17 protein-coding genes are annotated in these 24822 nt (G+C 76.0%); 15 read left to right on the top strand and 2 right to left on the bottom strand.

Features of this window, described 5'->3' with window-relative positions; genetic code table 11:
- The first annotated feature begins 20 nt into the window (after positions 1-20).
- From AB0E83_RS08750 to AB0E83_RS08800, 11 genes are all read left to right on the top strand, one after another.
- A complete protein-coding gene (locus tag AB0E83_RS08750) occupies positions 21-788 on the top strand; it encodes a GntR family transcriptional regulator (RefSeq protein ID WP_362107997.1) in 768 nt (255 codons plus the stop codon).
- A gap of 82 nt (positions 789-870) precedes the next feature.
- On the top strand, positions 871-1098 hold the full coding sequence (locus tag AB0E83_RS08755; RefSeq protein WP_362108000.1) for a ferredoxin family protein: 228 nt from the start codon (positions 871-873) through the stop codon (positions 1096-1098).
- Between the two features lie 13 nt (positions 1099-1111).
- On the top strand, positions 1112-2452 hold the full coding sequence (locus AB0E83_RS08760; RefSeq protein ID WP_362108003.1) for an ABC transporter substrate-binding protein: 1341 nt from the start codon (positions 1112-1114) through the stop codon (positions 2450-2452).
- Positions 2449-3348, top strand: coding sequence for an ABC transporter permease (locus AB0E83_RS08765; RefSeq protein ID WP_362108006.1), 900 nt, complete (start codon positions 2449-2451; stop codon positions 3346-3348). The genes AB0E83_RS08760 and AB0E83_RS08765 overlap by 4 nt, the downstream gene beginning before the upstream one ends.
- Positions 3345-4100, top strand: a complete 756-nt coding sequence (locus AB0E83_RS08770) for an ABC transporter ATP-binding protein (protein ID WP_362108009.1) — start codon at positions 3345-3347, stop codon at positions 4098-4100. The genes AB0E83_RS08765 and AB0E83_RS08770 overlap by 4 nt, the downstream gene beginning before the upstream one ends.
- A 12-nt stretch (positions 4101-4112) precedes the next feature.
- The gene (locus AB0E83_RS08775) at positions 4113-6857 is read left to right on the top strand and encodes a fumarate reductase/succinate dehydrogenase flavoprotein subunit (protein ID WP_362108012.1); all 2745 of its coding nucleotides are present in this window, start codon (positions 4113-4115) and stop codon (positions 6855-6857) included.
- A 146-nt stretch (positions 6858-7003) separates the two neighbouring features.
- Positions 7004-8134 carry a PIG-L deacetylase family protein gene (locus tag AB0E83_RS08780; protein ID WP_362108014.1) on the top strand — a complete coding sequence of 377 codons (1131 nt, stop codon included), beginning with the start codon at positions 7004-7006 and terminating at the stop codon, positions 8132-8134.
- Between the two features lie 10 nt (positions 8135-8144).
- Positions 8145-9194 (top strand): ATP-grasp domain-containing protein, encoded by a 1050-nt coding sequence (locus AB0E83_RS08785; protein ID WP_362108016.1) that lies wholly within the window; start codon positions 8145-8147, stop codon positions 9192-9194.
- On the top strand, positions 9191-9985 hold the full coding sequence (locus AB0E83_RS08790; RefSeq protein WP_362108018.1) for a PHP domain-containing protein: 795 nt from the start codon (positions 9191-9193) through the stop codon (positions 9983-9985). The genes AB0E83_RS08785 and AB0E83_RS08790 overlap by 4 nt, the downstream gene beginning before the upstream one ends.
- Entirely contained in the window at positions 9973-11466 is a 1494-nt protein-coding gene (locus tag AB0E83_RS08795) for a glycosyltransferase family 2 protein (RefSeq protein WP_362108021.1), read from the top strand. Before AB0E83_RS08790 ends, AB0E83_RS08795 begins: the two co-directional genes overlap by 13 nt.
- On the top strand, positions 11463-11633 hold the full coding sequence (locus tag AB0E83_RS08800; protein ID WP_362108024.1) for a hypothetical protein: 171 nt from the start codon (positions 11463-11465) through the stop codon (positions 11631-11633). Before AB0E83_RS08795 ends, AB0E83_RS08800 begins: the two co-directional genes overlap by 4 nt.
- Positions 11634-11637: 4 nt before the next feature.
- On the opposite strand, the gene AB0E83_RS08805 is transcribed toward AB0E83_RS08800, so the two are convergent.
- On the bottom strand, positions 11638-12837 hold the full coding sequence (locus AB0E83_RS08805; RefSeq protein WP_362108027.1) for a hypothetical protein: 1200 nt from the start codon (positions 12835-12837) through the stop codon (positions 11638-11640).
- A 263-nt stretch (positions 12838-13100) separates the two neighbouring features.
- Here AB0E83_RS08805 and AB0E83_RS08810 point away from each other — a divergent pair, with 263 nt between their 5' ends.
- The 4 genes from AB0E83_RS08810 (at position 13101) to AB0E83_RS08825 (ending at position 23385) form a co-directional block, all read left to right on the top strand.
- Positions 13101-15656, top strand: a complete 2556-nt coding sequence (locus AB0E83_RS08810) for a S8 family serine peptidase (RefSeq protein ID WP_362108177.1) — start codon at positions 13101-13103, stop codon at positions 15654-15656.
- The gene (locus AB0E83_RS08815) at positions 15653-18586 is read left to right on the top strand and encodes a VCBS repeat-containing protein (protein WP_362108030.1); all 2934 of its coding nucleotides are present in this window, start codon (positions 15653-15655) and stop codon (positions 18584-18586) included. The genes AB0E83_RS08810 and AB0E83_RS08815 overlap by 4 nt, the downstream gene beginning before the upstream one ends.
- A gap of 152 nt (positions 18587-18738) precedes the next feature.
- Positions 18739-22077, top strand: coding sequence for an AAA family ATPase (locus tag AB0E83_RS08820; RefSeq protein WP_362108033.1), 3339 nt, complete (start codon positions 18739-18741; stop codon positions 22075-22077).
- Between the two features lie 129 nt (positions 22078-22206).
- Positions 22207-23385 (top strand): glutamate--cysteine ligase, encoded by a 1179-nt coding sequence (locus AB0E83_RS08825; RefSeq protein ID WP_362108036.1) that lies wholly within the window; start codon positions 22207-22209, stop codon positions 23383-23385.
- 17 nt (positions 23386-23402) lie between these two features.
- On the opposite strand, the gene pntB is transcribed toward AB0E83_RS08825, so the two are convergent.
- Positions 23403-24821, bottom strand: coding sequence for a Re/Si-specific NAD(P)(+) transhydrogenase subunit beta (pntB, locus tag AB0E83_RS08830; RefSeq protein WP_362108038.1), 1419 nt, complete (start codon positions 24819-24821; stop codon positions 23403-23405).
- Between the last annotated feature and the right edge of the window lies 1 nt (position 24822).

A 24822-nucleotide genomic window follows, 5' to 3' on the forward strand; every position in this document is an offset into this window, starting at 1 on the left:
CGAGCCGCTACGTTCCTGTCATGCCCTCCGAATCCGCCCCCGCCGCCCTCCCGGTCGCCGCCGCGCGCCGCCGTCGGCTGCGTGCGGACCGGGCCCGGCAGCTCGCCGACCTCCTGCGCCACCAGATCCTGGCGGGCGGCTTCCCCGGCGGGGTCCTGCCCCTGGAGGACGTGATCGCCACCGACTACCGGGCCAGCCGCAACACCGTCCGGCAGGCCCTGGACCTGCTGCGCGGCGAGCAGCTCATCGACCGGCACCCGGGCGTCGGCACCGTGGTGGTCTGCGAGAAGTACCCCCACGGCCTGGACCGCCTCCAGGGACTGGCCGAGACCCTGCACGAGCACGGCCGGGTCACGAACGAGGTCCGTACCGTCGGTCCGGTGACCGCCCCGGGCCCGGTGGCGCACCGGCTGGGCCTGCCGGAGCACGCCGATGTGCTCTGCATCGAGCGGCTGCGTCGCCTCAACGGCCTGCCGCTCTCCCTCGACTCGTCCTACCTGCCCATGGACGTGGGCGGTGAGCTGCTCGGCTGCGACCTCGAGAACACGGACGTGTTCCGGCTCCTGGAGTCCCTGACCGGCGGCCCGCTGGGCCACGCCGAGATCACACTCGAGGCGGTCAACGCCGACGCGCACTCCGCCGCGGTGCTCCAGGCCCCGCGCGGGGCCGCCGTGCTGATGCTCGAACGGCTGACCCATCTGCCCGACGGGCGGCCGGTGGACCTGGAGTTCATCCGGTTCCGCGGCGACCGCATCACCATGAGCGGCGTGCTGCGCCGCTCCCTCTGAGCACTGAGCTCCCCCCTTCCTCCCCTTCCTCCCCTTCCCCCCTTTCTCCCTTCCCCGCCCCTCCGGACCCTTGGAGCCGGCCATGCCTCTTGTTCCCCAGCGCGCCGACGTGCCCGTGACCATCGACGAGTCCCGGTGCATCGACGGCTGCACGCTCTGCGTCGACATGTGTCCGCTCGACTCGCTCGCGATCCGCGAGGACGACGGCAAGGCGTACATGCACGTGGACGAGTGCTGGTACTGCGGCCCGTGCGCCGCGCGCTGTCCCACCGGCGCGGTCACCGTCAACATGCCCTACCTGCTCCGGTGAAAGGCCCCTTCTCATGCGTCGCGGAATCATCTCCCCCGCCGTCACCGTCGCCCTGCTCCTCCCCCTGGCCACCGCCTGCGCCGGCGACGGCGGGGCGGGCGGAGCGCCGAGGACGGTCACGGTGACCGTCGGCTACCAGTCCAGGACCATCAACACCGTCACCGCCGGCACCCTGCTGCGCTCCCTCGGTTACTTCGAGGAGGAGCTGGCGGCGCGCGGCGAGAAGGAGGGCGTGACGTACAGGGTCGACTGGCAGGACTACGCGACCGGCGCCCCCATCACGGCCCAGATGACCGCGGGGAAGGTCGACATCGGTTCGATGGGCGACTTCCCGCTGCTGATCAACGCCGCCCGGGGCGAGGAACTGAAGCAGCCGACCCGGCTGGTCTCGGTCACCGGTTACAACCTGCGCGGCGGCCTCAACACCGTGGTGACCGCGCCGGACTCCCCCCTGGAGTCGCTGGCCGACCTGCGCGGCAGGAAGGTGTCCACCAGCGTGGGCTCCGCCGCCGACGGGACGCTCGTACGGGCCCTGCGACGCGCGGGAATCGACCCCGACAAGGACGTCCGGAAGCTCAACCAGCAACCCAGCGTGGGCGCTTCCGCCCTGCAGGCGGGCAGCGCGGACGCCCTGTCGCAGTTCGTGGCCTGGCCCGGCCAGTTGGCCTTCGAGGGCCGGGCGAAGGCTCTGTACGACGGGGCCGAGCTGAACCTGCCGACCTTCCACGGAGTGACCGTGCGGAAGAAGTTCGCCGACGAACGGCCGGGTGTGCTCGACGACTTCCTGAAGGCGCAGAGGCGGGCGACCGACCACCTGCGGGCGAAGCCGGTGGCGGCCGCCGAGTCGGTGGCGAAGGAGACCGGGCTGCCGCCCGAAGTGGTCTACCTCTACAACGGCGCGAACGGCATCGCCACCTTCGACCCGGCCCTGCGCCCGGAGCTGATCGCCGCGCTGAAGGAGGACGTGCCGGTGCTGAAGGCCGCCGGGCTGGTGGGTGACGTCGACGTGGACGCCTTCGTCGACCCGGCGCCGCTGAAGCGGGCCGTGCGGGCCGCCGCGTACCCGAAGGCGGGCGCCGCCAAGCCCGAACTGTGGCTGAAGGGCCGGGCCACCACGCGCACCTTCGACAGTCCCGAGGACCTGCTGAGGGCCGCCGGGGGCGCGGACGTGCGGGCCGCCTACGTGCCGGACGCGCTGACGGGCACCCTGTGGTTCGCCGACAGGGCGGTGTGGGTGGCGGACGGCGCCGAGCTGCGCGCCTTCGTCACTCCGGCCAGTGCCGAGAGGTACGTCGACGGTCACGCCGGGGCGCGGATCATCCGCTACGCGGAAGCCGTGGAGCTCGCGTCATGAGCGCGGGCCGCCGGCTGATCCGCGCCGCCTCGCCGGCCGTGGCCCTCGGGCTCTGGCAGCTGCTGACCTCGCTGGACGTCAACGCGTGGCTGCGGTTCGAGCAGTTCCCGACGGTCGACGAGGTGGCCTCCGCCTTCGCCGACCGCCTCGGCACCGGTCCGTACTGGCAGGACCTCGGCCACAGCCTCCGCCGGATCGCGGTCGGCTTTCTGCTGGCCGCGGTGGCGGGGGTGGCCGTCGGTACCGCGATCGCCCGGTCCCGGTGGGCCGCCGACCTGCTGGGCCCGCTGGTGGAGGCGGTGCGGCCGGTGCCGGCCATCGCCCTGGTACCGGTCGCCATCCTGCTCCTGCCCACCAACGAGCAGGGCATCGTGTTCATCACCTTCGCCGCCGCCTTCTTCCCGGTGGTGGTCTCGACCCGGCACGCGGTCCGTGCCCTCGCCCCGGCCTGGGAGGAGGCCGTGCTCACCATGGGCGGCGGCCGGCTGCGGGTGCTGTTCTCGGTGGTCCTGCCCGGCGCCCTGCCGGGCGTCTTCGGCGGCCTCTCGGTGGGCATCGGCGTCTCGTGGATCTGCGTGATCTCCGCGGAGATGATCTCCGGCGAGTACGGGGTGGGCTACCGCACCTGGCAGGACTACACGATCCTCGACTACCGGGGCGTCTTCGTCGGCATGGCCACCATCGGAGCCCTGGGGTGGCTCACCTCGACCGCGGTGGAGCTGCTGGGCCGCCGCGCCACCGCCTGGCTGCCCCGCCCGGCCGCACGGGGAGCCGCCGGAGCGCGGCGTCCGGCGTTCCGCGGGGCCGGCCGCACCCCCGAGCGGACCGGTTCCGGACGGGCCGCCGGGCCCGCCCCGGCGGTCACCGCCGTCCCCCGGAAGGAGCCCGTCCCATGAGTACCGCGACCCTGTCCACCACCCCCGCCCGGCCGGGCGCCGAACTCGCCCTGCACGGCGTGCGGCTCGGCCACCCGGACGGCGCGGCGCTGCCGGGCGAGGTCACGCTGCGCATCGCGCCGGGGGAGCTGCTGGCCGTGGTCGGACCGTCCGGCTGCGGGAAGTCCACCCTGCTGCGCACCCTCGCCGGCCTGCTGCCCCCGCTGGAGGGGCGGGTCACCCAGGACGGTGAGCCGGTCGCCCGGCCCGGCGCCGACCGGGCGCTGGTCTTCCAGCACGACGCCCTCCTGCCCTGGCGCACGGTCCGCGCCAACGTGGAACTGCCGCTGGCGATCCGCCGGATCCCCCGGGCCGAGCGGCGGCGCACCGCGGCCGGGTGGCTGGACCGGGTCGGGCTGGCCGAGCACGCCCACAAGCTGCCGCACCGGCTGTCCGGCGGTCAGCGGCAACGGGTCCAGCTGGCCCGCGCGCTGGCCGGCCGGCCCCGCGCGGTCCTCATGGACGAACCCTTCGGCGCACTCGACGCGCACACCCGCGCCGGGATGCAGGACCTGCTGGTGGACATCCTGCGGGACACGGGCGCGACCGTCGTCTTCGTCACCCACGACGTGGACGAGGCCCTGCACCTCGGCGACCGGGTCGCCCTGCTGGGCTCCGGCCGGGTGCTGGACGTCCCGCACCCGCGCCTGCGCGACGCCCAGCACGCCCCCGCGACCGCCGCACTGCGCCGCCGCATCCTCGAATCCCTCTGAAAGGCACTTCCCGTGGAGACCCTGGTGGACACTCCCCTGCCCGTTCCCGCCCTCGCCGACGCGACCGAGCTGTCCTGTGACGTCCTCGTCATCGGCGGCGGGACCGCCGGCACGATGGCCGCGCTGACCGCGGCCGGACGCGGTGCGCGGGTCCTGCTGCTGGAGAAGGCGCACGTACGGCACTCCGGCGCGCTCGCCATGGGCATGGACGGGGTCAACAACGCGATCGTCCCGGGCCGTGCCGAACCCGACGACTACGTCGCCGAGATCACCCGCGCCAACGACGGCGTCGTCGACCAGTCCACCGTGCGCCAGACCGCGACCCGCGGCTTCGCGATGGTCCAGCGCCTGGAGTCGTACGGGGTGAAGTTCGAGAAGGACGAGCACGGCGAGTACGCGGTCCGCCAAGTGCACCGGTCCGGGTCCTACGTCCTGCCCATGCCGGAGGGGAAGGACGTCAAGAAGGTCCTCTACCGGCAGCTGCGGCGGCGCGAGATGCGGGAACGGATCCGCATCGAGAACCGGGTCATGCCGGTCAGGGTGCTCACCCACCCGGACGACGGCCGGGCCGTCGGCGCGGCGGGGTTCCACACCCGCACCGGGGCGTTCGTCGTCGTCCGGGCGGGCGCGGTGATCCTGGCCACCGGAGCCTGCGGCCGGCTCGGCCTGCCCGCCTCCGGCTACCTGTACGGGACGTACGAGAACCCGACGAACGCGGGCGACGGCTACGCCATGGCCTACCACGCGGGGGCCGCGCTCACCGGCATCGAATGCTTCCAGATCAACCCGCTGATCAAGGACTACAACGGGCCCGCCTGCGCGTACGTCGCCAACCCGTTCGGCGGCTACCAGGTCAACCGGCACGGCGAGCGGTTCGTGGAGTCGGACTACTGGTCCGGGCGGATGATGGCGGAGTTCGCGGAGGAACTCGCCTCCGACCGGGGCCCGGTGTACCTGAAGCTGAGCCACCTCCCCGAGGAGACGATCGGCGCCGTCGAGACGATCCTGCACTCGACGGAACGGCCCACCCGCGGCACCTTCCACGCGAACCGCGGCCACGACTACCGCACCCACGACGTCGAGATGCACATCTCGGAGATCGGACTGTGCGGAGGGCACTCCGCCTCCGGCGTACGGGTGGACGCGCACGCGCGCACCACCGTGCCCCGGCTGTACGCGGCCGGCGACCTGGCCTGCGTGCCGCACAACTACATGATCGGCGCGTTCGTCTTCGGCGACCTGGCCGGGGAGGACGCCGCGCAGTACCGGGCGTACGAGGGCGTACTGCCACCGGACCAGGTGGCCGCCGCCCACGAGCTCGTCTACCGGCCGCTGCGCCATCCCGACGGGCCGCCCCAGCCCCAGGTGGAGTACAAGCTGCGGCGGTTCGTCAACGACTACGTGGCGCCGCCGAAGTCGGGGGCGAAGCTCTCCCTCGCCGTGGAGGCGTTCACCCGCATGTCGCGGGAGATCGCCGGGATGGGCGCGCGCACGCCGCACGAGCTGATGCGGTGCGCGGAGGTCACCTTCATCCGGGACTGCGCGGAGATGGCCGCCCGGGCCTCGCTGGCCCGGACCGAGTCCCGGTGGGGCCTGTACCACGAGCGGACGGACCACCCGGAGCGCGACGACGCGGGCTGGCTGCACCACCTCGACCTGCGCAAGTCGCCTTCCGGGGCGATGGAGTTCACCGCCCGGCCGGTGGAGCCGTACGTGGTCCCGGTGCCGGAGTTCGCGCCGGCGCCGGGGCCGGAGCGCCCTCTGGGCGAGGTCGCGCTGGTGCCGGTGGCCACGGCCGGTCCGCGCGACGCCGCCCCCGCCGCCCGCCGGGCGGAGCCCGCGGCGGAGCCCGCCCCGGCCCCGGTCCCGGAGGCCCTCGCGGCCGGCCCGTCCCTGCTCCGCCTCCTCGCCCTCGCCGAGGAGTCCCCCGACCTGGACGCGCTCCGCCCCTACCTGGCCGATGCCGATCCCGGGGTGCGGGCGGCGGCGGTGGCCGTGCTCAGCGAGACCACGCCCGCCGGCGCCGGCCCCGCGCTCGCCGCGTGTCTGCGGGACACCGCGCCACGGGTCCGGGCGGCCGCCGCGGCCGCGCTGCGCGAGCTCGTCGAAGTGCTTCCCGCCGAGCCGGAGTCGGGGGCCGCGCTGCGGGCGGCGCTGGACGTCGCCGACCCGGTCGTCCGCGCCGCCGCGCTCGACGTGCTGCGGGCGCTGCGGCTGGGCGACGCCGGGGTGTACGCCGCCGCGCTCGCCGACACCGACGTCGAGGTCCGCACCACCGCCGTCCGCGCCCTCGTCTCGGTGGACGCGGTGCCGGAACTGGCGGCGGCGACCGCCGACCCGGCCCGTGAGGTCCGGGTCGCGCTGGCCCGCGGCCTCGCGGCCGTGCAGGACCCGGCACCGGGTCCGCTCGATCCGCTCCTCGACGACGCCGACCCGCTGGTCCGGGGCGCCGCCCTGGCGGCGCTGGCCGCCACCGGCTGCCCGCCCCGCTACGCCGCGCGGGCCGTGGCGGCGCTCGCCGACCCCGCGTGGCAGGTCCGGTCCGGCGCCGCGACCGCCCTGCGGGCGGCGCCGCCCGCCGAGGCGGTCCCCGCCCTCGCCGGGACCTTGGCCGACCCGAACCCGGACGTCCGCAAGGCCGCCGTCCTGTCCCTCCTCCGCCACCGCGCCGACCCCGGAGCACGCGCCGCCCTCGCCACGGTCACCGCGGACCCCGACGCCGACGTCCGCGCCTACGCGTCGCGCGCGGCCGGCTGACCCCCGCGGCGGCAGGGCCGGCGCCTCCTCCACGGAGGCCGGCCGCCGGGCCCCGGTCCCGAACGGAGCGCGGCTCCGCCGCAGGTGAGGGGGGGTGGTGGCGGTCGAGCCGGTGGGGTGCCGCACGAGCCGATAGAGTACCCGTTATGTCTGAAATGTCGGATCTTGGTGAGGGTGATCCGGACCGCCACGGCATCGGGGCGGAGGCCGGTGGCGGGCTCGTGGGGGCGCACGTCCTGCTCGGCGAGCGGGAACCGGACGCCGCCCGGCGGATCGCCCGGGTCCTGCGGGCGCACGGGGCGGCCACCGTGTACGCCGTCGACTCGCCGGCCGGCTTCCTGCGGGCCGGGGCCGACCCGCCGCCACCCGTGAGGTTCTGGGACGCGGCGGTCTGGGACGCGGGGCTGAGCGAGGACGACGCCGCGCTGACCGAGGTCCTCGGCCGGTGGCGGGCCCAGCGCCCGGGCGTCCCCGTCGTGGTGACCGACGACGCGCCCAGTGCCCGCCTCGCGGTCGCCGCGCTGCGCGGGCGCGCCGCCGACCTGGTCGAGCGCGCCGACCCCGAGGGACTGGCCGGCGTCGTGGCCCGGGTCATCGCCGAACGCGCCGACCCCCTGGGCGTCGAGGGGGCCGGGCGGAGCGCCCTGCGCATGCTGGTCGTCGGCGCCCACCCCGACGACGTCGAGATCGGCGCCGGCGGCACCATCCACCGCCGCACCCGCGGCGGCTGGGACGTCACCGTCCTGACCATGTCCCGGGGCGGGGGCGGCGGCGACCCGGCCCGGCGCCGCAAGGAGGCGCACCGCGCCGCCGAGGTGCTGGGGGCCCGGCTCCTCATGGAGGACCTGCCCGACGGCTCCATGGCGGACGACCGCGCCACGGTGCAGGTCGTGGAGCGCGCGGTCGCCGAGGTGGAGCCGGACGTGGTCTTCGTCCACTCCGAGAGCGACACGCACCAGGACCACCGGGCGGTCCACCGGGCCACGCTCGTGGCCTGCCGCAAGGTGGCCCGGCTCGCCTGCTACCAGTCGCCCTCCGCCACCGTCTCCTACCGGCCGAACCGTTTCGTCGAGCTGAGCGAGGCCGACGTGGAGGCGAAGCTCGCGGCCATCGCGGCCCACCGCTCGCAGGCGTCGAGCCGCTGGTACCTCGACGAGGACCTGCTGCGCTCCACCGCCCGCTACTGGGGCCGCTTCTCCCAGACCCGCTACGCCGAACCCCTGGAGCTCGTCCATGACAGCACCCCTCTCGGCTACTACCACGCCGACTACTCCTGAGCGCTCCCCCGTGCCGGACCTCGCGCTGCCCCTCGGCAGACCGCCCCGGGTGCTGGTCACGGGCGCCGGCGGACCGTCCGGGGTGTGCTTCCTGCGCGCCCTCGACGGGGTGGCGGAGCGGTACGCGGCGGACCTCGACCCCAACGGCGCGGGCCTGTACCTCGTCCCGCGCGCGTACCGGATGCTGGTGCCGCCCGGCATCGTCCCCGGGTACGCGGAGGCCGTGCTGCGCCTGTGCGAGCGGCACGAGATCGACGTCCTGGTGCCGACGGTGGACGTCGAGCTGGTGGCGCTGTCCCGCGCGGCCGGCGCCTTCGAGGCCGCCGGGATCCGGGTGCTGGTCTCCCCCGCCGACGCCCTGGAGGCCTGTCTGGACAAGTGGCGGCTCGCGGAGGCCTGCCAGGGCGCGGTGCGGCTGCCGGACACCCGGCTCGTCGGCGCCGGCGAGCCGCCGGAGGTGGAGGGCGGCTTCCCCGCCGTCGCCAAGCCGCGCAGCGGTTCCGGCTCGCGCGGCATCGTCGTCATCCGCTCGGCGGACGAGGTGGCCGGGCTCCCGCGGGACGGCTCGTACCTGCTCCAGGAGTTCCTGCCGGGCACCGAGTACTCCGTCGACGTGCTCACCGACGGGAACGGCAGGGTCGTGGCCGCGGTCCCCCGGGCCCGGGACAAGACCGACTCCGGCGTCGTCGTGGCCGGCCGGGTCCTGGACCTGCCGGAGCTGTCCGGGCTCGCCGGGGACACCGTCCGCACCCTCGGGCTGCGCGGGGTCCTCAACGTCCAGGTCCGCGAGAACAGGGCCGGGAAGGCCGCCCTCCTGGAGGTCAATCCGCGCCCGCCCGGCGGCATGTCGCTGACGGTCGCCGCCGGGGTGGACATGCCGAAGTGGGCGGTGGCGGCGCTGCTCGGCCTGCCGCTGCCGGAGCGGATCGCGCACCGCGAGACCGCCGTCGTCCGGCACTGGCAGGACGTCGTCCTCGCCCCGCGCGAACTCGGCGACATGGGCGACGCCACCGAGGCGGCCCGCCGCGGCGCCGAGGGGGACCGGGAGACGGCGGGGTGACCGGCCCGTCGTCCACCCCCGGGGGCCCCCGCCCCCCGGAAGCGGGGCCGGGGCCCGGGCCGGATCCGCTCCGCACCGACCTCCACGCGCACACCGACTTCTCCGACGGGCACGACCCGCTCGGCGCCGTCGTCGAGGCGGCCGCGACCGCCGGTCTCGGCACGCTCGTGGTCACCGACCACGTCCGCGCCGACACCACCTACCTCCCGGCCTACACCGCCGCCGTCCGCGCGGCCCGCGCCACCGCGCCCCTCGGCCTGGTCTGCGGGGTCGAGGCGAAGATCCTCGACACGGAGGGCCGGATCGACCTCCCCGGGGACCTGACGGGCGTCGAGCACATCGCCCTGGCCGACCACCGGTTCCCGCTGCCCGACGGGCCCGCCCACCCCGACACCGTACGGGCCCTGCTCGACGAGGGACGGCTCGCGCCGGACGAGGCCCTGCGGCTGCTCGTCCGCGCGACCGCCCGGGCCGTGGCGCGGGTCCCGGCGGGCCGGACCGCCCACGTGGCGCACCTGTTCAGCGTGCTGCCCAAGGCGGGGCTCGACGAGGACGCCGTGGACGCGGCCCTGCTCGCGCCGCTGGCGCGGGTCTGCCGGGAGCGCGGCGTGGCGGTGGAGCTGAACGAGAAGTGGCGGTGCCCCTCCGTCCGTACGGCCCGGCTGCTGCACCGCGCCGGGGTCCGGATCGCGGCCGGCAGCGACGCCCACCGCGCCGGAGCGGTGGGCCGCTTCCGCTGGGTCGCCAGGGCGCTCGCCGAGGCGACGACGGAGGCACGGTGCACGTCCTGAACCAGATCCTGCACGTCGTGGCGACCGTCCTCGTCTTCCTCGGCGCGGTGCCCCTCGTGGTCGCCATCGTCCAGTTCCTGCTGGTCGGCCTCCAGCGGTTCCGGCACCTGTACGAGGACCGCCCGCCGTGCGTGCCCCGCACGGCCGTCCTCATCCCGGCCTGGAACGAGGCGCCGGTGCTCGCCTCGTCCGTCGAGGGGCTGCTCGCCATGCGCTACCCGCCGGACCGCATCCGGGTCGTGGTCGTGGACGACGCCAGTACCGACGCGACGCCGGAGGTGATGCGGGAGCTGATGGCCCGTCACCCCGGTCAGGTGGTGCACCTGCGCCGGGAGGACGGCGGGCAGGGCAAGGCCCACACCCTCAACCACGGCCTCGCCCACGTCCTGGACGACGACTGGGCCGAGGCCGTGCTCGTGATGGACGCCGACGTGGTCTTCGACCGCGACGCCCTGCTGCGGATGACCCGTCACCTCGCCGATCCCGGGGTCGGCGCCGTCACCGCGTACATCAAGGAGGGCAGCGGGAGGCAGGGCAACTACCTGACCCGCTACATCGCCTTCGAGTACATCACCGCGCAGGCCGCCGCCCGGCGCGCGCAGAACGTCCTCGGCGTCGTGGCCTGCCTGGCCGGCGGGGCACAGCTGCACAGCCGGGCGAGCCTGGAGGCGATCGGCGGCCGGATCGACACCTCGACCCTGGCCGAGGACACCGTCACCACCTTCGAGACCCAGCTCGCCGGCCGCCGGGTCGTCTTCGACGGGTACGCCACCGTGCTCGCCGAGGAGCCGGGCGACCTGGCCGGGCTGTGGAAGCAGCGGCTGCGCTGGGCGCGCGGCAACCTGCAGGTGACCCACCGCTACCGCCACCTGTGGTTCCGCCCCTGGAAGCGGCGGGAGGGGCACCGGCTCGGCTCGGTCCTCTTCGGCCTGATCTGGTACTCGCTGCTCGCGACCCCGGTGCTGCTGACGGTCTGTTCGGCCGCGCTGCTCTTCCTCTACTTCACCGACTCGGACCGCTCGTGGGAGCTCTTCCACTGGCTGTGGGTGATCAACCTCGTCTGCTACCTGCTGATCATCCTGATGGCGGCGGCCGTGGACCCGGGGACCTTCCGGCGGTGCTGGCGGGAGGCGCTGCTCTACCCGGGGATCGTCTCCGCCTGCATCCTCGTGGTCACCGCTCTGCCCGGCATCTTCCTGCCGCTCCTGGAGCGGGCCGGGCTGTTCACGGACGACGGCTCGCCGCAGCTCCTGATGATCGCGGTCTACGCCTGGACGGTCCTCGCCCTGCCCCTCGCCTGGCTCGCGAAGCTGCTCACCGGAACCCGGATGCGGTTCCTCGCGCCGGTGCTGCTGCACCTGGTGGGGTACGGCTCGCTGCTCGCGGCCTGCCTGGTGGCGGCCTGGGCGCAGGAGCGGCGGAACGCGGAACTGACCTGGGACAAGACCGAGAAGACCGGGAAGGTGGCGGCGGGGCGATGAGGGCGGCGGACCCCGGGGAGCCGGGCGCGGACGAGGACCTGGCGCGGCACGTGGCGGAGCTGACCGCCGAGGACCGGCGGCACGACCGGCGGCTGCTGTGGTGGGAGCTGCTGGCGGTGCTGCTCGTCGCCGCGCTGCTGACGGTCCGCGCCCTCTGGCTGACCTGACCCCTCACTCCAGGAGGAAGGGGTCGGCGCCCTGCGCGGCGAGCGCGAACCACGCCGTCGTGCCGGTGTGGAGGCTGGCGTACAGGGTGTCGCCGTCGCCGGTGCGGAGCCCGTCCGAGGAGGCCGAGACGATGCCGTACCCGTCGGCGTTCGGGGCGTGGGCCTGGGCCGCGCGGAGGGTGGCGAGGAGGTCGCCGGCCCGCTCGCCGTCGCCGTCGCCGGCCCGGCGGCGGAGGGCCGCCGCCATGTGGGCGGTGCCCTCGAACCACACCTTGGAGGTGTCGGCGTCGCTCACCGACACGCCGGCGAACCCTCCGTCCTCGGCGGCCAGGTGGTCGAGCGCCCAGTCCAGCGAACCGGCGTGCCGGGCGTCCCCGGTCGCCAGGTAGGACCAGCTCTGCGGGTCCTCCGGGACCGGCGAACGGTTGACGGTGGCGCCGTCGGTGCCGGTGCCGGTCCAGAAGGCGCCGGCGTCCGCGTCCCACAGGGCGTCGAGGAAGCCGGTCGCGACCGCCGCCCGGTCGGACCAGGCCGGGTCGCCGGTGACGCCGGCGAGGCGGCGGAAGAGGGCGGCGACGTCGATGTTGTGCTCGGTGGACTTCCAGGTGAGGGCGGCGCCGGAGGCGGGGACGCCACCGGTGTAGCCCGGGATGCCGCGGGCCCCCTCGGCGTGGTCCTGGATCCACCGGGCGAGCCGCAGCGCGCCGTCCCGGTACCCCGTCCCGCCCGTCGCCCGGTGGACGTGGAGGAGGGCCAGCCCGGTCCAGGCCTGCGCGCCGGTGAAGGCGTCGGCGGCGGCCACGGCGGGCAGCCCGTCCGCCGCGGTGACCTTCCCGGAGGCGTACGACTGGCGGATCCGGCCGTCGCCCGCCGCGTCGCCGTCCTGGAGGGCGAGCAGGGTCCCGGCCAGGGCGCGGGCCCGTCCCAGGTCGGCGTCGCTCCCGCGGGCGCAGTACGCGATGACGGTGAGCGCCACGTCGTAGGTGAAAGCCACGGTGGAGTGGTGGGTCTCCATCCGGCCGCCGGTGTAGCTGCGCGGCAGCCCCTGCCGGACGCCGCCCGCCGCCTCGTCCACCCGCCGGTCGAGGAAGACGTACGCCCGCTCGACCGCCTCCTCCTCCCCCACGCCGGGGCCCGGGCCCCCGGACGCCTCCGGCGAGCAGCCGCCGGCCGCCGCCGCCGTGCCGCCCGCCAGGAGAGCCACGAACGCCCGGCGGCTGAACGCTTCCCGGGGAAGACCCCCGTGCCTCGACACCATCAGGCCATCCTGGATCACCCGCGCGGACGGCGGGCGGCGACGCGCGGAACGCGCCCGCTCCGCGGTCGGCCGGGGGACGGCCCCCTCGGAAAGCCCGGTAATGCCCTGGTAACGCGCTCCTCCTAGCGTGTGGCACCGCCCGGTCCGTGCCGGTGAGAACCACTCGGCCGACTGGCGGTCCCCCCGTCATGAGAAGCGAGTTCCCCTTGATGAATGTCTCCCGCACACCACGGCGCCGGGGCGGTGCCTGGGCGGCGGTCGCCCTCGCCGCCGTGCTCGGCGGTTCGGCCGTCGCGCTCCCCCCGTCCGCCGCCGCCACCTCCCCCCGGCAGGCGCGGGTCGACGCCGCCGTGCTCGACGCCGTCGCGAACGGCGAGGAGTCGCGGTTCTTCGTCGTCCTGAAGGACCGGGCCGACCTCTCCGCCGCGAAGAGGGCGAAGGGCCACGGCGCCCGGGCGAAGGCCGCCTTCGAGGCGCTGCGGACGGAGGCGGCGGACAGCCAGAAGCCGCTGCGTTCGTTCCTGGACCGCGAGAAGGTCGGGTACGAGTCCTACTGGATCGCCAACGCCCTGCTGGTGACCACCGCCGACCGGAGCGTCGTCGAGGAGCTCGCCGCCCGCTCCGACGTGGCCCGCATCGTCGAGGAGCGGGAGTACGCGCTCGACGAGGTGGAGGCCGCCTCGGCGGCGGACAGCGCCGCCGACGTCACGACCGCTCCGGAGTGGGGCGTCGCCGACATCAAGGCCGACCAGGTCTGGGACCAGTACGGCGACCGCGGCGAGGGCGTCGTCATCGCCAACATCGACTCCGGCGTGCAGTACGACCACCCGGCGCTCGTCGGCAACTACCGCGGCAACCTGGGCGGCGGCGCCTTCAGCCACGACTACAACTGGTACGACCCGACCGGGCAGTGCGGCACCTCCGGCACCCCGTGCGACAACAACGGCCACGGCACCCACACCATGGGCACCATGGTCGCCTCCGGCGGCATCGGCGTCGCCCCCGGAGCCACCTGGATAGCGGCCAAGGGGTGCGAGTCCTCCGCCTGTTCGGACGCCTCGCTGCTCGCCGCGGGCCAGTGGATCCTCGCGCCGACGGACCGCGACGGGCGGAACCCGCGCCCGGACCTCGCGCCGGACATCGTCAACAACTCCTGGGGCGGCGGCGACACCACCTTCTACCAGGACATCGTCGAGGCGTGGAACTCCGCCGGCATCTTCGAGGCCTTCGCCGCCGGCAACGACGGCGACGGCGTGACCTGCTCCACCGCCCACGCCCCGGGCGCCCAGGCCCCCTCCTACGGCGTCGGCGCCTACGACGCCGCCGGGAAGATCGCCTCCTTCTCCGGCTTCGGCCCGTCCCTGGTCGACGGCTCGGCGAAGCCGGACATCTCCGCCCCGGGCGTCGACATCCGCTCCACCTGGCCCGGTTCGGCGTACAAGGCCCTCAACGGCACGTCGATGGCCACCCCGCACGTCGCGGGCGCCGTCGCCCTGCTCTGGTCCGAGGCCCCCTCCCTCATCGGTGACATCGACACCACCCGCGCGCTCCTGAACGGTTCCGCCCGCGACGTGGACGACACCCACTGCGGCGGCACCGCCGGGATGAACAACGTCTGGGGCGAGGGCAGGCTCGACGTCCTCGGCGCCGTCGACGCCGCCCCGCACACCGCGGCCGTCGTCACCGGCCGCGTCACCGACGGGGCCACCGGCGCGGGCCTCGGCGGCATCACCGTCAAGGCCGCCGGCGACACCGTCACCCGCACCGTCACCACCACCGCGGAGGGCTCCTACCGGCTGACCCTGCCCGCGGGCCGCTACGCCCTGACCCTCGGCGGCTACGGCTACGCCGGCGCCGGCGTGACCGGGTACGAGGTCGCCGCGGGCGGCGACGCGACGAAGGACTTCGCGCTCGACGCCGTACCGCACCACGCCGTCACCGGCACCGTCCTCGACGTCACCGGCAAGCCGCTGCCCGGCGCCACCGTGAAGGTCGCGGGCACCCCGGTCGCCGCCGTCACCACCGACGCCGCCGGCCGCTTCACCGTCCCGGACGTCGCCGAGGGCTCCTTCACCCTCACCGCCGACCCCGCCGCACCGGTCCGCTGCGACGGCCCCGCCGCCCGGCCCCTGACGGTCGACGGGGACGAGACCGCCACCGTGCGGCTGCCGAACCGCACCGACGCCGCCGGCACGTACAGCTGCGCGCCGGTCGCCTCCTCCTGGATCGCGGGCCGCACCAAGGTGGCCCTCACCGGCGACGAGGACGCGACCACCGTCGCGCTGCCCTTCCCGGTGCGCTTCTACGGCGCCGAGTACACCAGCGCCTCGGTCACCACCAACGGCCTGATCGGCTTCCTGGAGCCGCGCCTGGGCGACTACGAGAACGGCGCCCTGCCCGGCACCACCCGGCCGGACGGCGTCGTCGCCGCCTTCTGGGACGACCTGGTCCTGGACAAGAGGTCCGGCGTCCAGACCGCCACCACCGGCACCCCCGGCGCCCGCCGCTTCGCGATCGTCTGGAACGACGCGGCCTTCGTCGCCGCCCCCACGGTCCGGATCTCCTTCGAGGCCGTCTTCGACGAGGCGACCGGCGCGATCACCCTCCAGTACGAGGGCGCCGGCCCGCACCCGCTCCAGCGGGGCGCGTCGGCCACCACCGGCATCGAGAACCAGGCCGGCACCGACGGCCTCGGCCACTCCTTCGACTCGGCCGTCCTCTCCGACGGCACCGCGATCCGCTTCACCCCGAAGGACGCACGATGAACAGCACCGACCGACGGGGCCTGCGCCTCGCCTCCGCCCTGATGGCCGCCGGTCTGGTCCTCGGCGCCGCCCCGGCCGCCGCCCGGGCCGACGACAGCGGGCTCCTGGCCCTCACCGACGCCCAGGCCGGAGCGCTGGCCGGACGCTTCCAGCCCGACGTGTACGGCGACGGGGCCCACGGCCTCGACGCGCTGGACACCGCCCGGGCCGCGCGGGAGGCCGCCGGCACGGCCGGCGAGACCGGTACGGAGACGGCCGGCACCACCGCCGGCACCGACGCCCTCAAGCTGACGAACCGCTCGGCCGTCGAAGGCGTCCAGGGCGCCGCCCGGACGATCGCGGTCGGCGGCACCGACGGCGACTACTTCACCGTCCACGCGCTGGGCGTCCTCCAGCGCATGAGCGCCGACGGCGAGCGGCGGTGGAAGCGGGACTCGGCCTCGCTGCACGCCGACTGGCAGGTCACCCCGGCCCCCCGGGCGGCGAAGGAGCCGTACCCCGCGGCGGTCGTCATGGGCTTCAACGCCGTCAGCCCCTTCGACGCCTCCTCCGACGACGGCTACGCGACCGGGGACCTGACCGGCGACGGCGTCGACGACCTCGTCTTCACCGCCAAGGTCGGCGTGTTCCCCTACCGGCCCTTCACCTCGCCGGGCTCGACCCTGCCCAACGGCACCTTCGTGACGGTGCTCGACGGCTCCACCGGCACGACGCTGTGGTCGAAGCTCTACGCCGCCGCGTACAACGTCGAACTGGTCGGCAGGACCCTCGTGGTCGCGGACTCGGCGTTCTACAACCTCAACTCCCCGGCCGGTTCGAGGACCACGCTCCACGGCATCCGCTTCTCCCACGCCGACGGCAGGCTCACCCCGGCCGAGACGTGGACGTACGACGCGGGCACCTACACCGGCGTCGCCTGGGGCTCCCTGGAGCCCCTCGGCGACGGCCTGCTCGCCGCCTCCTGGAACCAGTCCCGCCGCTACGCCCCCGGCCTCACCCCCAGCGGCCACACCCTGGTGATCGACACCGAGGACGGCGGCCTCCGGTGGGAGAAGTCGGGCCGGAACTACGTCCGCCAGCTGCGCCTCGACGCCTCCCGCGGCCGGGTCGTCGCCCTGGAGCAGTCGGACTACAGCGAGGGCATGCGGTACGAGATCGCCGCGTACGCCCTCGGCGACGGCGGCCGCACCGGCCTCGGCACCCGCGTCAACGCCGTCGCCACCGCGCTGGAGATCGGCGACCTCCGGGGCGACGCCGAGCCGGAGTACACCGTCGCCGAAGCCACGCTCTCCGCCTCGGGCCCGTTCCTCGACTCCAGCAGCGTGCGCGCGCTGAACGGCGACGACGCGTCCCCCCTGTGGGCCCGCACCGTCAAGCCGTCCGAGAACGCCGGCTCCGACGCGAGCGTCCCGTGGGACCTGCGGGCCGTCGACGGCAGGATCGTCGCCTCCTACCTCGACGACCGGGACTCCGCCGTCGCCGCCAACCGCGGCGGCGCCCACCACGCCCGCCTCGCGGTCCTCGCCGGCAACAACGGCGCCGTGAAGTGGGAGAAGCGCGGGATCGTCGGCGCGCAGATCGGCGCGCAGGTGTTCGCGAAGGACGGCGGTCGGCGCCTGCGGACCGTCGACACCCACCACAACGTCCACGTCTACCACCTCGCCAACGGCAAGGAGGAGAGCCTCACCCCGCTGCAGGGCCCGGTCTCCTCGGCCGTGGCGCTCGACCTCACCGGCGACCGGAAGCAGGACGTCGTCGTCGGCGGCGTCTCCCGGGGCCTGTTCGCCTACGACGGCCCGTCGACGGTCGCGGGCACGCCGAAGCCGCTGTGGACGGCCACCCTGCCCGGACAGGTCCACCGGATCGTCAAGGCCGACACCGACGGCGACGGCGACGACGAACTCGTCGTCGCCGCCGACACGGCGGCCGCGATCGTGGACGCCGCCACGGGCGAGGTGCTCACCACCATCGACGGCGGCGGCGCGTACGTCCGCGACGTGGTCGCCTCCGACCTCGACGGCGACGGCGCCGCCGAGGTGGCCGTGGCCACCGACAAGGTCCGCGCGTACGAGGGCACCGGCGCCCTGAAGTGGGAGTGGGCCGCACCCGCGGAGATCGGCACCCCGGCCTTCGCCGACCTGTCGGCCTCCGAGGGCAAGGTCTACGCCCAGTACCAGACCCGGGGCATGGGCCCGGCGAGCCCCGCCGTCCCCGTGGGCGGGGTCGGGCTGAACGGCGCGGACGGTTCGGTCGCCTGGTCGTTCGCCCAGAAGGCGCCCGCCACCGGCACCACCGGCGCCGTCCTGGGCATCCCGCTGCGCGCCGGCACCTTCGCCGGCCCGGGCATCCCCTACGCCGGCGGCCACGCGGTCGTCTTCACCTACGTGGTCCGCGGCGACTCCGCCCAGACCCCGCCGAACCAGCTGGCCACCATGGTCCAGATCCGCGACAGCCGCACCGGCGAGGTGCTGCACGAGTCCAAGGCGGGCGGCTACGCCACCCTGGCCAACTGGTACACGGCTCCCGAGGGCCTGATCGGCAGCAGCCTCGTCTCCCTGCGCGCCTACACCGGAGACCCGACGGCCTTTCAGCAGGTCCTCACGCTCGCCGAGATCCGCAGCAGCGCCCTGGTCACGGGCCCGGACGGCCGGCGCCTCGTCGTGGCGGGCGGCGAGACCTTCGCGTCCGTCTACGACGCGTCGATCCTCACGTCCGGCGCCCGCTACCCGGCGGCCGCCGCCACCCACAACGCCCTGGGCGCCCGCGAGTTCCTCGCCGCCGACCTCGACGGCGACGGGCGCGAGGAGGTCGTCCTGCTGAACTGGGACGGCTACGGCGCGGACCGCGCCGCCGCGCTCACCGGCAGCGCGGTGAGCGGCTCGTACACCGCGCTCCGGTCGATGATCACGCTGACCGTCGACAAGGCCTGATCCGGCGGGACCGCCCCGTACGCCCGCCGTCCCCTTCCCGTGAGCGCGAAGGGGACGGCGGGCGTGCGGCGGAGCCCGTCGCGCGCGGGACCCGAGCCGGACGCGGGCCCGCGTCCGGGCGCACAGGAGCGGGCGTTAGTCTGTTGCGCCTCATGCACACGGCACACCCACCCAGCACCACCGGCCCGGCCGCTCCGGCCCCGCTGCTCCGTCTGCACCTGCTCGGCGGCTTCCGGGTGACCCGTGACGGCGGCCCGCCGCTCGCCGACCGCTGGCCCCGGCCCAGTGCCCGGGCCCTGGTCAAACTGCTCGCGGTCGCGCCCGGCCACCGGCTCCACCGCGACCAGGCGATGGAGGCGTGCTGGCCCGGCGCGGACCGGAAGGCGGCCCTCGGGAGCCTGCGCGTGGCCCTGCACGCCGCCCGGCGCGCGCTGGAGCCGGAGCTGGCGCCGCGCGCCGCCTCCTCGTACCTCACCGGCGACGGCGCCATGCTCCGGCTGGAGCCGGACACCGTGTGGGTCGACGCCGACCACGCCGAGCGGCTCGCCGCCGAGGCCCTGGAGCGGGGGCGCGCCGACGGGCTCGCCGAGGCCCTCGCCGCGTTCACCGGCGAGCTGCTGCCCGAGGACCGGTACGCCGACTGGGCCGGGGAGCGCCGGCGGCGGATCGGCGAGCTCCGCGACCGGCTGCGGCTGGCGCACGGGACCGCGCTGCTGGAGAAGGGCGCCGCCGAGGAGGCGGCCGACGCGGCCCGGGAGGTCCTCGCCGCCAGTCCCGCCGAGGAACGCGCCCACCAGCTGCTGATCGGCGCCTATCTGCGGCAGGGGCTGCGGCGCCAGGCGATCGCGCAGTTCCACGCCTGCCGCGAGGCCCTCGACGCCGAGCTGGGCATCCGGCCCGGTCCGCGGACCGAACGGCTGCATCTGCTCGCCCTCGACGGGCCGGGCGGCGGGGCGTGGACCGCCCGGCCGTCCGGCACCGCCCTGCCCCCCGCGCTCCGCACGCCGCCGCCCGGTCCGCTGCACGGCCGCGCGAGCGCCCTCGCGGAACTCCTCTCCCCCGACGCGTGCCCCGTGCAGCTCCTCGGCGGGGAGGCGGGCCTCGGCAAGACCCGGCTGGTCACGGAGGCCGCGCGGCGCGCCGCCGAGGAGGGTGCCGCGGTGCTGTGGGGCGCCGGTCACGACGCCGAGGGGCACACCCCGTACGGGGCGTTCGTCGAGGCGCTCGACGGCTGGCTCGCGGACCGGCCGGCCGCCGAACGCGCCCGCGCCGGCGCCGACTACCCGGAGCTCGCCGCGCTCCTGCCGTCCCTCGGCCGCACCGGCTCGGACGCCGCCCGCAGCCCCGAGGAGGAGCGCGACCGCCTCTTCGCCGCCACCGCCGCCCTGCTGCGCGACCTGGCCGCCACCGCGCCCGTGCTCGTCGTCCTCGACGACCTGCACGCCGCCGACGCGGGCTCCTTCCACCTGCTCGGCCATCTCGCCCGGCGCTCGGCCGGCGCCCTGCGCTTCGCCGTGACCTACCGCCCGGAGGAGCTGCCCGAGGACGATCCCCGCCGTGCCGTGCTCGCCTCCCTGCGGCGCGCGGGTCTGGCCCGGGACGTCGCTCTGGACCGGCTCGTACGGGACGACTGCCTGGCCCTCGCGGCCGGCGTGCTCGGTCTGCCGCCGGGGGCGCCGGTGCCGGAACGGGTGTGGGACCTGTCGCTGGGCAACCCGCTCTTCGCGCTGGAGCTGGCCCGCGAGCTGAGGGACGGCGGGGGGAGCGGGACGCCCCGGGGCGTGCGGGAGCTCGTCGCGGCGCGGCTGTCCCGGCTCGCGCCCGCCGCGCGGGGCGTCGTCGAGGTCGTCGCCGTCGCCGGGGGGCACGCGGCGCTCTCCGAGGTCCTGGACGTCGCCTCCTCCCCCGCGCTCTCCCCGGGGGGCGGGCTCACCGCCGCCGAGGCCGCCGCCGGAGCGGAGGCCGCGGTCTCCGCGGCGGTCCTCACCGAGCGCGACATCGTTGTCGACGGCCGCACCGTGGACGGTCTCGCCTTCCGTCATCCGCTCGTCCGGCTGACCTGCCGCGAGCGGCTCACCGCCGCCCGCCGCCGGGTGCTGCACGCCGCCTACGCGGACGCCGTGCGCAGTCGCCGTCCCGACGCCGTCGACACGCTCGCCGCGCACCTCACCCGGGCCGGTGACCCGCGCGCCACCGCGTATCTGCGGCAGGCCGCCGAGCGGGCCGCGGCGCTCTACGCCAACGACACCGCCGACCGCTACTACACGGAGCTGACCGACCGGCTGGACTCGCTGGCCGCCGAGGCCGCCTGGGCGCGCATCGACCGCGGGGCCGTACTGCGGCGGATGGGCCGCTTCGAGGAGGCGGCGGCCGTGCTGCGCGAGGCCGTGGCGGACCTCCGGCGGCGCGGCGACGAGGACGGCCTGGTCCTGGCCACCGGGCGCCTCGCGGAGGTGCTCGTCGGCCTGCGGAAGGCCCGGGAGGGCCTGGACCTGCTCGGCGCGCGGCCGCCGGCCGCCGGCGTCCGGCCCGAGTCCGCCGCCGCCCACCACGGCAGCCGGGCCCTGGCCCTGCTGGTGCTGGGCCGTTACGAGGAGGCGAGGGACGCGGCCGGGGTGGCGACCGCGTACGCGGATCAGGTCGTGAGCGCCGAGCGACGGGCCCTGCTGGCCCGCGGCCTGTCCCTGCGGGCGACCTCGCTCGCGCTGGCCGGGCGGTTCGCCGAGGCGGGGCCGGTGGCCGAGGAGGCGCTTCCGCACGCCGAGGCGTTCGGCGAGCCATGGCTGCTGGGGTCGGTGCTGTCCGTGCTGCGCGAGCAGGCCCGCCGGTCCGGCCGGCTGCGCGAGGCCGTCGCCACCGGCCGGCGCGCGCTGGCCCTCTCCGAGCGGACCGGCGACCGGTCGGGCGTCGCCTTCGAGCAGGCCAACCTCTCCGAGCTGCACCTCATGCTGGAGGAGACGGCCGAGGCCGCCGAGCTGGCCCGGGCGGCCGTACGCGCTCCGTCCGGCCGGTCGACCCCGTACGCCCAGGTGGCCCTGGCCCGGGTCCTGATGCGCGGCGGGGACGGCGATCCCGGGGAGCTGTGCCGGTCCGCCCTCGCCGCGGCGCGGGACAACGCCGACCGGCAGGCCGAGAACGAGGCGCGCACCGCGCAGGCCGAGTGGTCGGTCCGCTCCGGCCGGCCCGACGAGGCGCTGGTGCTGCTCGGCCGGGTCACGGGCCACACCCACGTCACCGCGTGGGCGCACCTGGCGGCCGGCCGGTGGGACCGGGCGGTGGCGCTGGCCCGGGCGGAGGCCGAGCGCGCGGCCCGGACGGGGGAGCGGATCGCGGAGACCGAGGCCCGTACCGTCCACGCCGCCGCGCTCGCCGCGCGCGGTGACGCCGCCCGGGCGGAGGAGGCGTTCGCGAAGGCCGCGCGCCTGGCCGAATCGCTTCCCTACCCGGCGGCCGTCCGCAGGCTCCAGGAGGTCCGGGCGCTCGGCGGCTGACCCCGGCCGCCGGGGGTCCCGGCCCCGCGCGGGCTTCTCCCGCCGCACGGCGGCGCGGGCCGCGATCGCGCCGAGGATGCCGCTTTCGCGCCGTACCGCGCCGTCACCGGCCGTGACAGCATGGTCACCATGACGAGCAGCGGTCCCTCACCGTCCGGCGCACGCCCCCTCGCCACCGGCCCCGGCCGGGCCCGGCCCCGCTCCGCCGCTCCGCTGACCGTGGGGGCCGAGGAGGAGTACCTGCTCGTCGATCCCGTCTCCCGCGAGGTGAGCGCCGACGCCGAGAAGGTGGTGGCCGAGGCCGCGCGCGAGCTCGGCGACCGGGTGGGGCCGGAGCTCACCCGGTACCAGGTCGAGACCCGCACCGACCCGCACACCGGTCTGTCCGACCTCGCCGACCAGCTCCGCGGGACGCGGCACGCCGTCGCGCGCGCCGCCGCGCGCCGGGGTCTGCGCGTCGTCTCCACCGGGACCCCCGTCCTCGCGCCGCCCGGTCCGCCGCCGCTGACCGACGACCCCCGCTACGCCCGGAGCGCCGCGACGTTCCGCGCCCTGGACGACGAGCAGGTCGCCTGTGCCTGCCACATCCACGTCGGGGTCCCCGACCTGGCCACCGCGCTGCGGGTCAGCAACCACCTGCGCCCGTGGCTCCCGCTCCTGATCGCCCTCACGGCCAACTCCCCGTACTGGGCGGGGCGGGACACCGGTTACGCGAGCTGGCGCACCACGCTCTGGGGCCGCTGGCCGGTCGCCGGTCCCCCGCCGTACTTCGAGTCCCCCGCCCACTTCGAGGACCTCGTGGCCGGTTTCCTCGCCACCGGCTCCGTCATGGACCGCGGCGGCCTGTACTGGGACATCAGGCCCTCCCACCACCTGCCCACCCTGGAGGTCCGGGCGGCCGACGCCACCGCCACCGCCGACGACACCGTGCTCCTCGCGGGCCTCGTGCGCGCCCTGGTCGCCACCGCCCTGACGGCCGACGCCGCGGGGGAACCCGCGCCCCGGCCGCGCCCCGAGGAGCTGCGGGCCGCCTGCTGGCGCGCGGCCCGCGACGGCCTCGCCGGCCGGGCCGTCGACCTGTCCACCGGCCGTCTGGCACCGGCCGCCGCCCAGGTCGACGAGCTCCTGGCCCGTCTCCGGCCCGCCCTCGACGACCACGGCGACACCGCGCTCGTCCACGCCCTCTGGGCGCGGCTGCGCGCCCGGGGCGGCCGCGCCGACGCCCAGCGCGCCGCCTACCGGCGCCGCGCCCGCCTCACCGACGTCGTCGACCACCTGATCTCCGTCACCGCCGGCGGTGACGCCTGACGCGGCCGGCGGGCCGGTCACAGGGCGCTGACGATGTCCTCCACGCGGTCCCTGGCGTCGCCGAAGAGCATGGCGGTGTTGGGGCGGAAGAAGAGGGGGTTGGGGACGCCGGCGTAACCGGAGGCCATCGAGCGTTTGAAGACGATGACCTGGTCGGCCTCCCAGACGGTGAGGACGGGCATGCCGGCGAGGGGGCTGGCCGGGTCCTCGGCGGCGGCCGGGTTGACGGTGTCGTTGGCGCCGATCACGAGGACGACGTCGGTGTCGGCGAAGTCGCCGTTGATCTCGTCCATCTCCAGGACGATGTCGTACGGCACCTTGGCCTCGGCGAGGAGGACGTTCATGTGGCCGGGGAGGCGGCCGGCGACGGGGTGGATGCCGAAGCGGACGTCGACGCCCTTGGCGCGGAGCTTGGAGACAAGTTCGGCCACCGGGTACTGGGCCTGGGCGACGGCCATGCCGTAGCCGGGGGTGATGACGACCGAGCGGGCGGCGCCGAGGAGTTCGGCGGCGGCCCGGGCGGTGATCTCCTGGTGCTCGCCGAGGTCGGCGGCGGAGCCGGCCGGGGCCTCGACGCCGAAGCCGCCGGCGAGGACGGCGAGGAAGGAGCGGTTCATCGCCTTGCACATGAGGTAGCTGAGGTAGGCGCCGGAGGAGCCGACGAGGGCGCCGGTGACGATCAGCAGGTCGTTGCCGAGGAGGAAGCCGGAGGCGGCGGCCGCCCATCCGGAGTAGCTGTTGAGCATCGACACGACGACGGGCATGTCGCCGCCGCCGATGGAGGCGACCAGGTGCCAGCCGAGCGCCAGCGCGAGGACCGTCGCCGCGACGAGCGGCCAGAGGGCGGGCGCGGCGGTGAACCGGACGGCCAGGGCGGCGAGGAGGACGAGCGCGCCGAGGTTGAGGACGTTCCTGCCGGGGAGCATGAGCGGCCTGGAGGCGATCCGGGCGGCGAGCTTGAGGTAGGCCACGATCGAGCCGGTGAAGGTGACCGCGCCGATGAAGACGCCGATGAGGACCTCGGCGTGGTGGATGCCGAGGAGGCCGACGGCGTCGAGGGCGGCGGCCTCGGGGCCGTCGGGGCGGTGCTCCACCTCCAGGTAGCCGTTCCAGCCGACGAGGACGGCGGCGAGGCCGACGAAGGAGTGGAGCAGCGCGATCAGTTCGGGCATGCCGGTCATCTCGACGCCCCGGGCGCGCCACAGGCCGATGAGCGCGCCGGCGAGCAGGGCGGCGGCGAGCAGGCCGGCGGCGCCGGCGCCGATGCCCCGGTCGGCGGCGAGGACGAGGGTGGCGACGAGGGCGACGCCCATGCCGAGCATGCCGAAGGCGTTGCCGAGGCGGGCCGATTCGTGCTTCGAGAGGCCGGCGAGGGCGAGGATGAACAGCAGGGCGGCGACGAGGTAGGCCGCCTGTGCGGCGTGGGTGGCGGACATG

The sequence above is a fragment of the Streptomyces sp. NPDC035033 genome (genome assembly GCF_040636735.1).
Classification (GTDB): domain Bacteria; phylum Actinomycetota; class Actinomycetes; order Streptomycetales; family Streptomycetaceae; genus Streptomyces.

Coding starts and splice junctions, on each gene's coding strand:
- AB0E83_RS08750 (WP_362107997.1), top strand. CDS start 21: ATGCCCTCCGAATCCGCCCCCGCCGCCCTCCCGGTCGCCGCCGCGCGC.
- AB0E83_RS08755 (WP_362108000.1), top strand. CDS start 871: ATGCCTCTTGTTCCCCAGCGCGCCGACGTGCCCGTGACCATCGACGAG.
- AB0E83_RS08760 (WP_362108003.1), top strand. CDS start 1,112: ATGCGTCGCGGAATCATCTCCCCCGCCGTCACCGTCGCCCTGCTCCTC.
- AB0E83_RS08765 (WP_362108006.1), top strand. CDS start 2,449: ATGAGCGCGGGCCGCCGGCTGATCCGCGCCGCCTCGCCGGCCGTGGCC.
- AB0E83_RS08770 (WP_362108009.1), top strand. CDS start 3,345: ATGAGTACCGCGACCCTGTCCACCACCCCCGCCCGGCCGGGCGCCGAA.
- AB0E83_RS08780 (WP_362108014.1), top strand. CDS start 7,004: ATGTCTGAAATGTCGGATCTTGGTGAGGGTGATCCGGACCGCCACGGC.
- AB0E83_RS08800 (WP_362108024.1), top strand. CDS start 11,463: ATGAGGGCGGCGGACCCCGGGGAGCCGGGCGCGGACGAGGACCTGGCG.
- AB0E83_RS08810 (WP_362108177.1), top strand. CDS start 13,101: ATGAATGTCTCCCGCACACCACGGCGCCGGGGCGGTGCCTGGGCGGCG.
- AB0E83_RS08815 (WP_362108030.1), top strand. CDS start 15,653: ATGAACAGCACCGACCGACGGGGCCTGCGCCTCGCCTCCGCCCTGATG.
- AB0E83_RS08820 (WP_362108033.1), top strand. CDS start 18,739: ATGCACACGGCACACCCACCCAGCACCACCGGCCCGGCCGCTCCGGCC.
- AB0E83_RS08825 (WP_362108036.1), top strand. CDS start 22,207: ATGACGAGCAGCGGTCCCTCACCGTCCGGCGCACGCCCCCTCGCCACC.
- pntB (WP_362108038.1), bottom strand. CDS start 24,821: ATGTCCGCCACCCACGCCGCACAGGCGGCCTACCTCGTCGCCGCCCTG.